Consider the following 12,506-nt stretch of genomic DNA (forward strand, 5'->3'; position numbering starts at 1 on the left):
TATCCGCACCCCAATACTTCAATTCCATGTTTTGGAAGCATTCAAAACAGCATAGCTCTAAAACAGTCCTCGCAGCGTTTGCGGAATGGGGAATGTTTTGGAAGCATTCAAAACAGCATAGCTCTAAAACCAAAACGTTGAGTATTACTTTTACAAGTGCGTTTTGGAAGCATTCAAAACAGCATAGCTCTAAAACGAACCAGGCGCTTTGGAATATTCAGCAGGCGTTTTGGAAGCATTCAAAACAGCATAGCTCTAAAACAAAGAATCGTAACGAAACGATTATCCGTAAGTTTTGGAAGCATTCAAAACAGCATAGCTCTAAAACGTTTAATCTCTTGTTTATCAACAGGAGCTAGTTTTGGAAGCATTCAAAACAGCATAGCTCTAAAACAACTGCCGGTGCAGTACGGTGCCGTATGTAGTTTTGGAAGCATTCAAAACAGCATAGCTCTAAAACTACACTTCGTTATCGACCCAACGAACAGAAGTTTTGGAAGCATTCAAAACAGCATAGCTCTAAAACCTCGTAGACCAATTTGGTTTTCAAAGATTTCGTAATCGCGCCACTCATCCATAGCAAGATTTCAGTTTTGAATGCCTCATTCATTATTTATATTTTATTATCAAAGAACGCATTGAATCTAGTTTCCCAATACAAAATTTAAGAAATAATCTTCATCTAAAATATATTGATCAGTCTCTGCTACTTGTCTTGGCTCTAAGTAAAGAACAGTCGTATTGTATAAAGAAATATAATTGTTTAACTCTACTAATTCTTCTTTTGTCAAATAGGAGCATACATTAATGAAAACCAACAATTTTTTCTTTGTTAAGTTTTTGAAAACTTGAACAATTTCTACTAATTTTTCAAAAATTGAATCACTAGTTGTTTCAATTTTGATTCCTAATGCTTTAAATAATTCAATGATAGTGATCTCATCACATTCTAAATCTAGCTCATGTTCCAATAACTCATAGCCGATTAGTTCACTGATTGTTGCAGTCAGCTTGTCAATCATCGATTTTACTTCTGGTCTTTCATTTAATTGTAGCTCTAAATCTGTATAAATCAACTTCAATGTAGCCGCTGAGTTAATATCATATCCTAATACATCAGTGACTAGCATTAGTTCTGAGGGTTTGATTGATTTTTGCTTATCATCAAATAATCGTAATTCGGATTCATCCTGATATTGATAAAAATATTTTGTTAATAGGGCGAAAATTTTAGTGTCTTCTACTGTTAAAATCGTAGCAGAATTTAGTTCGATTGGCTGATCTAACATTTCAAAATTAAGTTTCATCATAATTATCCCCTAAAAAAACAATTCTGTCATCCGTATTTCCAATACAAGTGTCATGCTGACCATTTAAATAAACCATTCGTGAAAATTGTTTTTCAGTCACTGTTAGCAAGGTAATCAGGCCCTTATTGGGATTATTTTGTTTTAGCCGTGCAATCATTGCCTTAGATGCTGTCCCATTTAACAGAATTTTACTATAGACTGAAAACTGATGCATGATGAAACCTTCACTTAATAAAAATTTTCGAAAAGTACGATATGCTTTTCTTTCATCAGCTGTTTCAGTCGGCATATCAAACATTAATATCATCCTCATATAACGATAACTCATATCCTAAACTCTGGAATCCTTTCTGATTCTTCATTCAATACTTTAACTACCTTTTTTGTATAATCACTGACTATATTTGTCAAAAACATTGTCTTAGAATTGTAAACATATTGGTTGGTAAATAATTCAAAAATCGCACGTTTGATTACCTTGAATTCGTCAGTACGATTTGCATAAACAATTTGATCAACAATTGGGCGAAACGGCTCCATCAAATCACTGGCTAAATTAAAATCATTAAACTGATTAGCATGTTTCAGCCCAAATTGAGTCATACAACCGCATTTAACGATTTCCCTGGCAAAAATGCTCATCAATAAAGTATAGCCATAATTTAATCCTGCATTGATTGCATTTTCGCTGTCTCGTGAAAAATCATTACCAAATAACGTATTAAAATAAATTCTGGCCGCATGTCCTTCTCGATTTGATGGATCAAAAATCTCAAGCTCATTGTGTAAATTGATTAATGCTTTTGTTTTTTCTTGAAACTCTAGTTCCATTAAAACTTGACATTGATTCAAGATTTTTTGTGAAATAATTTCTGTCCAAACAATCCCCTTCTGTTCTAAGGTCCAATTCAATTGTCGGCTTAATTGTAAACTACTATCATGACGACCATAAAAAGGTAGCAACTTGCCAATAGGCAGACGTTTATCATCACAAAATAAAATCAAAATATTTTCATCAACTAAGCGTTTTATCAACATCGTTGTAATCATAATATCCGTAGTTTCCAAAAGTAAGACATCGATTTCCGATAGATGGATCATTTCAGTTTGAGAAGCTGATTTATAGACTAAATGATTATTTTTATAGGCTAATTTTGAATGCGTATTTACCACAATCGTTCGCCAACCCATAACTATTCACCTAATTTCCAATGAGTTTCATATAGACCCGTAATCGATTGGTTAATAATTGTTGCAGCTAAAAGTTCTCTTATATTTGTATAACGTTTACGAGGAATCGTTGTATCAAAAAATTTGAAATCTGCTGGTGCGCCCATTGCATTAAATTGCATTAAATTCAAAAAAGATTGAGCAATTAATTTGATATCGGCATCTTGATTTTCTTTAAATAGACTTTCTAAGTTCTGCAAATTTTTATCCGCTAATGTATAGTTTTTAGCAAACTGTTTCACTATCTCAAACAGTTCAGTAAACATCGGCTTATGATCTATTAGATACTTCAAACTTTTCCCGTCTATTTCTTCATAATGCTTCGCATGGTAAAGTAATTCGATCAAATGACTTGGTAAAACCATTTGATTGCCTTTTTGTGCTTCGGTGGCACTAGCAACTAATCGTCGGCGACCATTCTCTAACTCATATAAAGTGTATTTTGGTAATTTTGCTATAACTTGTGGATTATTATAGCCCTTTTCAGTTAGAAATTTCTGTGGATTTTCTTCAAACCTCTTTCGTTCCATAATGGTGATTCCCACAATCGCTTTTGTGACTTTTTGCTGTTTTCCTTTTTCATAAGTGATAACGACTGAATATGCGATATTTGGGCTATCAAAGCCGCCATATTTTTTAGGATCCCAATCATTTTTTCTTGAAATCAGCTTCGGTGAATCTCCTTTTGGCAAAACTGATTCTTTAGAAAATCCTCCCGTTTGAATTTCGGGTTTCTTTACAATGTTCATTTGTCGATAGTTCATTACTTTTTTAACCGTTGAGATATTTTTCTGATCCCAAAGAATTTCACCATTTTCGTCAACTTTTTTTTGACTACTTTCGAAAAAAAGCATTAGATTACTATAGAAGTTTTTCTTAGCAGTCGCCTTATTCTCTTTAAACAAGTTAAATTTGTGATACTCGCCATAAACAAATTCTGGTTCAAGCTGTGGATAAACTTTCAGTAAAGCTTGCGAAACAACACCGTTTAAATAGGCATCATGAGCATGATGGTAGTCATTCACTTCACGGATTTTGTACAGTTTGTAAATCTGACGAAATTGACTGGTCAGAGCTGATTTTAGAGTAATGACTCTGGTCGTATGCTCTTCATTGATATTATATTTTTGATGTAAAATTCGGGCGACATGCTTGGTAATTTGGCGTGTTTCAACTAATTGTCGCTTAATAAAATGTGCTTTATCCGCCTCGCTTAATCCTCCACTAACTCCTTTAGTTAAATTATCAAATTTCCGCTGACTCATCAGATTGGCTTTTTTTAATTTCTCCCAATAACTGATCATTTTATTTACGACACTCTCGCTTGGAACATCGTTAGATTTTCCTCGATTCTCCTTTGAACTAACTAAAACGATATTATCGATGGAATTGTCTTTGATAAAGCTTTGTGGAATAATGTGATCGATGTCATATTGAGCAAGTTTATTGATGTCCAACTCATCTCCGGTATACATATCCTTTCCATTTTGTAAATAATATAAAAATAACCGATCGCTTCTTAAATTCACACCATCTAAAGGATATTCTCTCAAAATATTACTACCGAGTTCTCTCATCGCATCTTCCAACACTTTTTGTCGAGCGCGTGACTTGTTTCTTCCTGCATTCGTTGTCTGATTCTCTCGAGCCATTTCTACTACAATATTTCTAGGTGGGTATCCCATAATCCCCACGATTTCATCAACAATTTTTAGACTTTGCAAAATACCCTTTTTGATTGCTGGACTGCCTGCAAGCTCTTTGACGATTTCATGTAAATCTGCTGATTGATCAACGGATTGATGTTGCTCAATAATTTCTTTAAAGGATAGCGTCTCATCGTTGATTAACTGCATCAAATTACGATTTTTATTTCTAGGAAAATCATCGTCGCGCATCAAGTAATCTAAAATAGTTTTCTTTGATTGTTTGTCTCGAATCCCATTGATTAGTTCTGCTGATAGACGTCCCCAACCGGTATAGTGTCGTCGCACTAATTTCTTAAGAATATTTTGATCAAAATAAGAATCAAATTTACTTAGTTGTTCTCTGATCATTTTCCGATCTTCAAAAACCGTTAAAATTTTAATGACTTCTTCAAACAACGCTTCATTTGCCGGATCATCCAATATCTCTTGGCTGACTCCTAATTTTATTAAGTCCTGATATGTGCCATAACTTGCATTAAACCGCTGCTCAACCCCTTTGATCTCAGCAGTTTCAATCATATAATGATTTTTCAAAAACTTCTCAAGTAGCTTGCAGTCGACTTTATGATTCTTTTTAAACAATTCGTTAAATATCTCTTGTTTTTCAACACTTGAAAAATATTGTATCTCTCCTCGATCATCGACATAAGATACTCGGGTCAATTCATTAAACACCATATATTTCTCATAGAGCATACTATGCTTTGGCAGCACTTTTTCTTGTGGCAAATAACTGTCATAATTAATCATTTTTTCTATAAAAGCGGTCGCTGATTTTCCTTCATCGATGATTTCCGTGAAATTCCATGGTGTAATCGCCTCTTCGTTTCTTCGACTCGACCAAGCGAACCGACTGTTTCCTTTGGCTAGAGGTCCAACATAATAAGGGATACGAAAAGTAAGGATTTGTTCAATCTTGCTTTGATTCTCTGCTAAAAATGGATAATAATGCTTTTGCTTGCCAATAATTGCCTGCAATTCTTCCAAATGAATCTGATGTGGTATCACTCCATTATCAAATGTCCGTTGTTTTCTTAAGAAATCTTCTTTTCTAACCTTATCTAAAAAGTAATCAGCTCCTTCTACATCTTTGAGTAAATTCTCCAAATATTTATAAAAATCAGCCTGCGTCACACTATTTTCAATATACCCAGCATAGCCTTTCTTTTGTTCGTCTCGAAATACTTCAAAATATTTATCAGGCAATTCTTTTCGAATAAAACTTTTAAATTTTTCTAAATCGGCTTTATGATCCTCATAACGTTTCACTAAACTTGCTGATAGTTTTGCTTTGGTACTTAAATCTTTCACGGTCAAAATACCCGATAATTCCACTGCATCATAAACAGTTTTGGCGGCAGCAAAAACTTCTGCGTACTCATCTCCAATCAAAGCCAAAAGACCCTCTAGCTGGTCTTCATATTCGTCTTTAGAAAATTGTAATTTAAATTCTTCATCCAATTGAAAATATTTTTTAAAACTTCCTTGATTGCCGACAATCATTTTTAAAAATTGCATAAAAATTCCATTGGTTTTTTCTTCAGGAAACAACTTAAGTACGTTTTCTGCTTTTTTCTGACGCGATAAACGCTCCTGTAGCAGCACACTGATTTTTTCTACATCAGTCGATTCACAGTTGTTCTCCTGAGTGTTAAATGTTTGATTGTATGCCTGGATAAAAGTTCTAAAAGTTTCTTTCACGGAAGAATTTTCGGTGTTCAACTTCCCTTCAATTAAAAAATTTCCCCGAAACTTGACAATATGTGCTAGTGCCAAATAAATCAGGCGTAAGTCAACCTGTTCAGATGCATCAGCCAAATATTTTCGTAAGTGATAAATTGTTGGAAACTGCTCATGATAAGCAATCTCTTCTTCCAACGTTGCAAAAATTGGATGACGCTCATTTCTTTTTTCTTCTGGAACTAAAAAACTGTCATCTAAGCGATAGAAAAAATTTTTATCAACTTTAGCCATTTCTATTTGAAAAATTTCTTGTAGATAGCGAATTCGATTGCGTCTGCGTGTGTATCTTCTGCGTGCAGTTCGCTTCATCCTTGTTCCTTCAGCAGTCTCTCCTGCTTCAAATAAACGAACACCCCAAAAATTCTTTTTACTTTTTTTCTTTGAACCGTTTCCTTTGATTTTCATATTTTTTTTGATCAAATCGTAGTTCGGATCTAGAACTGCCCAGCCAACTGAGGCTGTTCCAATATCTAGTCCAATTGTATAATCTTTATTCATTGTGTCCTCCCCAAATGATTTTTTTGATTTAGACTTTTACTTTTTCTCTATTCTTGTTATAATGAATTTGTTGGAAGTTTTCAAAACAACATAGCGAGTTAAAATAAGGCTTAGTCCGTAATCAACTTTTAAAGTGGCGCTGTTTCGGCGCTTTTTTTGTGTCTTCAAAAAGCTTGCATGTGCAAACGTTTACTTAGAGTTTATCACTCTTCTTCTTTACATAAAATAGAAATTTAATGGTAAATCCTCTCTTTTTTTAAAAAATATCTTTCTTTATTTTGCACTAAAATTTATCTGTATTTTAACGAATAATCCAGGTCTATATTAGTGAAATCGGTAGTTGTGACCAGACAAAAAAACCATCCCTTTAACCAAAGGGATGGTTTTTTTATTTTTCAGGAATGTCCAAAAATTCGCTATGCATTTGTTTGTAGTGTTTAACACTCAATGTTTCAAAAACAGCGATCACTGGATTTTCATAATTTAAATCTTTTTGGAACTCATTTAGTTGTGCAGCTAATTTTTTATATTCTACTAACTCTTCCGCAAACAAATAGCCTTTCAACGCAATGCTTTCATGTTGATCTTTGTCAAAACAAAAGAGGCTGCCGGTACGATTATGACGGATATTTTCGGCCGTTCGTCCATCACCGTTGATATAAAATTTAAAATAGTAGAACCCATTTCGTTCAAGTGGTGGTGAAACAGCAATCATATGCGGGAATCCGCGATTATCAATCGTAGTCAGCGTAAATGTGTCGGCATTAGCTAACAAAGTCTCCATATTCTTATCCATTTTAAAACCCCTCCTAAACTTTATTCTTTTATTTTTCTGATACATCTGGCAACATAACTTATTTTTACTTCTTCTCTTTACCTTATCATCTTTATCCTAAAAAAACTGTTCCGACGAACTGAATCTGCAAAAATTGATTATTTCTGCTTTTTTTCTCAATAAAACCTGATATGATAAAGCACAGAAAGGACTGATAAAAATGTTTGAACCAACGAAATCACGAAAAAGTACGGTCCCTTTTGATCTTGTCCCTGAACACATGCAGCAAGAGATTTGGCACATGATCTTCATGCGACCTTCTAAAGGACTGCCGCTTACATCCCCACAGCGCTTTCATTTCTTCAAAAATAAAATAGCACACACATTGAGTCTCGTCTATTCCCAAAGTGAGCCTTATTTTTCTGACGGGATTACTGCACCGTATGTTCAGGACTACGAAGACGTAGAATTTCCTAAAGTCATGTATGTCTATGACGATGGAACTGAATTGATTATGACTCTTGATGAAAAAAACGTCTGACTTTTCATGTTAGACGTTTTTTTGATTATTTTACTACCATGACATTACATGGTGCCTGATTCACTACATAAGCAGTGGTCGAACCAACAAATAACAACGATAGCGCACCTAACCCCGTTGCCCCCATCACGATCAGATCTGTCTCCAATTTCCCTGCTAATTCCACAAGCTCTCGTTTTGGATTTCCTGCAATAATCTGGGAAGTCAAATGGACCTCTTGTTCTTCTGCGATACGATGATGTTCTAATTCTGCAATGATCCTCTGGGCCTTTTCTCGGACTTCTTGCATCAATGGAATCGAATTTCCTCCGGTTGTTCCGCTAAAACTAGCCGTATCAATAACTGTTGCTAAGGTCAATTTCCCTTTATTTCTTTTTGCGATATTGATTGCTTCATCAAATGCTTTTTTGGATTGCGCGGAGCCATCCACAGCAACTAAAATATTTTTATATTCATCAACCATCTTTGCCGCCCCTTTCAATCATAGTCTATCATTCTACCATAATTACTAAAAATATAAATAACTATTTCTCTTTATTTTTTTACTTTTCAAAAATTAAACCAGCTTAAAAGATGTGGAAAAAAATTGTTCTTTTTATCTCTAGGTGCTAAACTTTATCAACCAATAAAATATTGACTTAACTGCTCATCTAAGAAATATACCATACTCTTTATAAAAAGAGATTTGACTAAAATAAGGAGAATCTATCATGAACAACGTCCAACGAAAAAAAGCCCATCTCATCATCCACAGCGCCTCGACTGCTGCAGCAATAGTTGGTGCAGGAATGGCACAATTTCCTGTCCCTGATGCAACAGTTTTATTGCCAATCCAAACTGCGATGGTAATTAGTCTAGGAAAAATTTTTCATATGAAACTAGAAGAAGGTGTCGCAAAATCACTGGCTACCCAATTTTTAGCCCAAAAAGCCGGACAAATGACCACGCGTTTCTTAATTGGGAAACTTCCGATTGCGGGTTCTGTCATCAACGGTTCCACCGCAGCGGCCATTACGGAAAGTTATGGCTGGATTATTGCTAAAGAATTCGCCGAAGATTCCTCAAAAAAAAATAAAGTATAAAATTTATTTAATTACTCTCCAGTTCCTTTCAAAAAAAACTGACTTCAGTATACTTATGAATGTGGATGAACTTGGTGTTTTACTCGTTCAATGATGTAGTCCGCATTTAAGACAGAGGTGCTGGTTCGATTCCAGCCGTCCACATTTGGACTCAACACACCTGCAAAAGTTATGGTGTGTTGTTTTTTTATCCTTTACTTTCTTCTCATCTTGCGGTAGCATTTTTGTTAGAGACAAGAGGAAAAAGGATTATTTTATGAAAAAATTTTACAATTGGCTGTATCGTCAACCAAAACATATCATCCATCGCTTGATTTTCGTGGCCTGCCTGTTTTTTTGGCTCGCTATCTATTTTATTTTAATAAAATAATCAATGGGAAACTTCTAGCTATAGCATAGAGGTTTCTTTTTTTGCGTAATTTATTTAAAAGAAACGTTTGCTAGCAACTTTACTTTTCGAACAAATGTTCGTATACTATTAATGAGGTGATAACCATGTCCATGATTAGTCCAGACTCTGTTGAAATTTTTTATCGAACGTATGATTCCTTAGTAAAAGATTCGCTTCCTTTAGCCTTGTTTTTAAATCAAATCACTACTAAGATGGATGCGGAAGACCGTGATTACTTTGTTATTCCAGCTACAAAAACTGGTCGCAAAAAGGACATCTATTTTCAATTTGAACGAAAAAACGATGAACTTATTTTCAAAGGTATCCATACAAAGAAAAAGCTTGATCGTCAGTAGAAAAATATAGACAAAAAAGAAGAGGCTGCAATCATCTGTCGCAGCCTCTTCTTCTGTTGATTAGTTATCGAACGACCATTACATTACAAGGTGCATTATTAACAACATACGCTGTCGTTGAACCTAATAACAGCCGCGAAAAAGTTCCTGTTCCTGTGGCGCCCATCAAAATCAAATCGATTCCTTGATCTTCTGCATAAGTCACGATGGTCGCTTTTGGATTTCCATCTTCCATGGCCGTAGTATAGGAAATATCTTCTGGAATTGTTTCTTCTAATGATTCTACAACCGCACTAGATGCTTTATGTGCTTCTTTTATGATATGATCCACCGCATAAGGTTCAGTTCCTAAATGATTGGTGTCTGATACCATCAAGATATACAACTGTGCTTGGTTTCTCCGAGCAACTCTGATTGCCTCTTGGAATGCATGACGCGCTTGTTCAGATGCATCGACTGCGACCAATATTTTTTCGTATGATTCTTTCATAATAAGCCCCCCTTTTCTTCATTGTATCGAATCAGAGGCATTTTTGTACAGTAATTATAAAGCGGTTTCTGCTCGCTTTTTTTTCGTATAATAAGAAAAAAGTCATAGAATCCTTAAGTATCAAGGTATTGAGAAAGATTTTGGAAAAATCAAACACAGTAGCATTTTTAATCATATTTTAATATTTTTATTTCTTTTTTTGATTTTTATTGTATAGATTTCTTGATTATCACCCGTATTCAGCATTTTCGATTTATGTAAAAAAAAAGTTGTGACAAAACAATCACAACTCTTCTTCAATAAGTAAAGTGGCTGATTAAGCATAATGTTGGATGATTTGATACAACACTTCTGTGGCACCATGACCACTTTTATCATCATAATAATGAATAAAGCGTTCATCTGCCAAATACATTTCGCTTAGTCCTTTATGTGCCTCACCGGAGTATTCTTTCCAGCTAAACTGCAGCCATGATTTATGCAAAGAAAAAATTTCTTCTGCTAATTGACTGGGAAGCTCTTCTGCAACTAAATATTGTGTCAGCTTATCAATCAGTGTCTGTTCGGTAAGCTGCATTTTTTGATAGTCAGCTTCACTCATATTTTGCCATTTTCGATTGGATTCTTCTACAGATTTCTCTCCATATTTTTCACGAATTTCTTGTCCATAATTTGCTTCATTCTCTGCTAATTTCTCTTGCTTAAATGCGTTAAATTTTTCCTTATTAGTCATTGTGATCTCTCCTTTATAATAACGTAGTGTGTCATCAAGAACTTGTAGTAAATGATCCAACTCTTGCCGTTTTTGTTCTAGTTGGTTCCTTTGTTCAAGCAATGTCTCTTGAATTTTTTCATCAGGCCGATCGATCAATTCTTTGATTGTTTTTAACGGCAGTCCCATTGACCGGTATAATAAAATTTGCTGCAGGCGGTCAACTTCTTTTTCGGTGTATATTCGATAACCAGCTTCGCTCAAAAAAGCCGGTTTCAACAATGAACGTTCATCATAAAATCGTAATGTTCTCGTACTCACACCGGAAATTTCCGCGATTTGTTTGATTGTATATTCCATCTTTTCCCTTCTATCTTGTGTACTTTATCGATTTTTTAGCCAATTTTAGCACAATCATCGGCATAATTGGCTACTTACTAATTGTATTCAATAATTCGATCGCTCCCTGACAAAAACAGCTTACACCTTGACGCAACGTGAAGGTCAAGCTAAAATAAATAACTTTTTTGATAACTGTTTCTTGATTGATGTGTGACAATGGCTGATCGCTAATAAACAAAAAAACACCTCGAATTATTCGAAGTGAAAATATAACTTATTTCTTTTCCAAGTAAAGCGATTGTTGATTGGTCTGATCATAGATTTTTTCAAGGTCTGACCAAGAAACTTGCCGATTTTTATGACCATATGGATCATTGACATAAACAATCTTTTTTGTACGATCAAAACCTGTGATAACCGCTGCATGAATCAATGGTGTAACATACATACTTCCTTGATCGGTCTCCCACAATATAAAATCATTGTCTGTTGGAACTTGAAAATCTACTGTCGCTACAATCCAAACTGGCGTATTATCAGCTACAATTTTCATAATCTCATTGAATGATGTTTTTTTACTTGAGACGACTTGGTAAGTGTCCGTGACATATTTTTTAGCTAATTTTGCGATTGGTTCAACAGCAACACCCATCGCCTCGTCCCCGCCAGTGATATCACCAACAAATCCTAAGTGAGGATTGCCATGCTTACCAGATTCTGTATATAACGGCTGGTAATCCAATTCATTCGCCAATTTATTTTTATTTGTGTCATAGCCATAGTAACGCAATAACATGGACAACGCAGTAACTTCACACCCGTTATCCAGCGCGTCACCTGAAAATTGACTTTCCAAAGGAACATCTAACTTTAGTGTCTCTTTGGGCTGTGATTCTTCGATCAGTTCGACAAGCTCATTTTTTTCTTTAGGAAAATAACATGCTCCACCAATCCCTACGATAAGAAGCGAGAGTAGGGAGAGTAAAATCAATTTTTTTCTTCATAGCATCACCTATTAGTTAGCGTCTGTTACAAAGTATATATTCTCGTAAGAAAAACAACAAAGAAAGATGATCAGATTACTGAAATTTTAATCTTTTTGGTCTTTAAAAGAACAATTATTAAAGATTTGATAAACTATACTCTCCTTGAAGCGTTTACAAACTTTTTGTTAGTAGAATTTCGTTTTTTGTGTTACATTAATAAGTGGAATTTCGTTATCAACGTAATAGTTGCCTTTCGTCACAATAAGAAAGACTAACTATATAGAGTCAAGTGAAAATTAGCTAAATCAAAAAAATATTTTATAACAGTTAATTCCAAAAAA

The 12,506-nt window shown here is 34.6% G+C and carries 12 protein-coding genes and 1 CRISPR repeat array (1 of these 13 cut by a window edge); of the genes, 3 read left to right on the plus strand and 9 right to left on the minus strand.

Going from position 1 to position 12,506, the window contains the following annotated elements; all coding sequences use genetic code 11:
• A CRISPR array of direct repeats spans window positions 1-526; the repeat unit is 36 nt; unit sequence GTTTTGGAAGCATTCAAAACAGCATAGCTCTAAAAC; it begins 896 nt to the left of the window's first position.
• 118 nt (window positions 527-644) lie between these two features.
• The 5 genes from csn2 to P7D84_RS09750 all read right to left on the minus strand — a co-directional run bounded on the left by csn2 (window position 645) and on the right by P7D84_RS09750 (window position 7,286).
• Window positions 645-1,310 (minus strand): type II-A CRISPR-associated protein Csn2, encoded by a 666-nt coding sequence (gene csn2, locus P7D84_RS09730; RefSeq protein ID WP_170999807.1) that lies wholly within the window; start codon window positions 1,308-1,310, stop codon window positions 645-647.
• Entirely contained in the window at window positions 1,297-1,638 is a 342-nt protein-coding gene (cas2, locus tag P7D84_RS09735) for a CRISPR-associated endonuclease Cas2 (protein ID WP_311806271.1), read from the minus strand. Before cas2 ends, csn2 begins: the two co-directional genes overlap by 14 nt.
• The gene (cas1, locus tag P7D84_RS09740; RefSeq protein WP_311806272.1) at window positions 1,635-2,501 is read right to left on the minus strand and encodes a type II CRISPR-associated endonuclease Cas1; all 867 of its coding nucleotides are present in this window, start codon (window positions 2,499-2,501) and stop codon (window positions 1,635-1,637) included. Before cas1 ends, cas2 begins: the two co-directional genes overlap by 4 nt.
• A 2-nt stretch (window positions 2,502-2,503) precedes the next feature.
• Window positions 2,504-6,490, minus strand: coding sequence for a type II CRISPR RNA-guided endonuclease Cas9 (gene cas9, locus P7D84_RS09745; RefSeq protein ID WP_311806273.1), 3,987 nt, complete (start codon window positions 6,488-6,490; stop codon window positions 2,504-2,506).
• Between the two features lie 388 nt (window positions 6,491-6,878).
• The gene (locus P7D84_RS09750) at window positions 6,879-7,286 is read right to left on the minus strand and encodes a pyridoxamine 5'-phosphate oxidase family protein (protein ID WP_137604214.1); all 408 of its coding nucleotides are present in this window, start codon (window positions 7,284-7,286) and stop codon (window positions 6,879-6,881) included.
• A gap of 199 nt (window positions 7,287-7,485) precedes the next feature.
• Between P7D84_RS09750 and P7D84_RS09755 the strand changes: the two genes are divergently transcribed.
• A complete protein-coding gene (locus tag P7D84_RS09755; RefSeq protein ID WP_137604215.1) occupies window positions 7,486-7,806 on the plus strand; it encodes a DUF960 family protein in 321 nt (106 codons plus the stop codon).
• A gap of 25 nt (window positions 7,807-7,831) precedes the next feature.
• Here P7D84_RS09755 and P7D84_RS09760 read toward each other — a convergent pair whose 3' ends face one another.
• Complete coding sequence (locus P7D84_RS09760) at window positions 7,832-8,269, minus strand: universal stress protein (RefSeq protein WP_137604216.1); 438 nt, start codon at window positions 8,267-8,269, stop codon at window positions 7,832-7,834.
• Between the two features lie 247 nt (window positions 8,270-8,516).
• Here P7D84_RS09760 and P7D84_RS09765 point away from each other — a divergent pair, with 247 nt between their 5' ends.
• Together P7D84_RS09765 and P7D84_RS09770 are read left to right on the plus strand one after the other, a co-directional pair.
• Complete coding sequence (locus P7D84_RS09765; RefSeq protein ID WP_311806274.1) at window positions 8,517-8,888, plus strand: hypothetical protein; 372 nt, start codon at window positions 8,517-8,519, stop codon at window positions 8,886-8,888.
• 495 nt (window positions 8,889-9,383) lie between these two features.
• Window positions 9,384-9,635 carry a DUF5960 family protein gene (locus tag P7D84_RS09770; protein ID WP_311806275.1) on the plus strand — a complete coding sequence of 84 codons (252 nt, stop codon included), beginning with the start codon at window positions 9,384-9,386 and terminating at the stop codon, window positions 9,633-9,635.
• A gap of 64 nt (window positions 9,636-9,699) precedes the next feature.
• On the opposite strand, the gene P7D84_RS09775 is transcribed toward P7D84_RS09770, so the two are convergent.
• From P7D84_RS09775 to P7D84_RS09785, 3 genes are all read right to left on the minus strand, one after another.
• Window positions 9,700-10,125 (minus strand): universal stress protein, encoded by a 426-nt coding sequence (locus P7D84_RS09775; protein WP_137604219.1) that lies wholly within the window; start codon window positions 10,123-10,125, stop codon window positions 9,700-9,702.
• A gap of 316 nt (window positions 10,126-10,441) precedes the next feature.
• Window positions 10,442-11,197, minus strand: a complete 756-nt coding sequence (locus tag P7D84_RS09780; protein ID WP_311806276.1) for a MerR family transcriptional regulator — start codon at window positions 11,195-11,197, stop codon at window positions 10,442-10,444.
• 256 nt (window positions 11,198-11,453) lie between these two features.
• The gene (locus P7D84_RS09785; protein ID WP_311806277.1) at window positions 11,454-12,170 is read right to left on the minus strand and encodes a C39 family peptidase; all 717 of its coding nucleotides are present in this window, start codon (window positions 12,168-12,170) and stop codon (window positions 11,454-11,456) included.
• Between the last annotated feature and the right edge of the window lie 336 nt (window positions 12,171-12,506).

Source organism: Enterococcus dongliensis (genome assembly GCF_031927985.1).
GTDB classification, from domain to species: Bacteria; Bacillota; Bacilli; order Lactobacillales; family Enterococcaceae; genus Enterococcus_A; species Enterococcus_A dongliensis.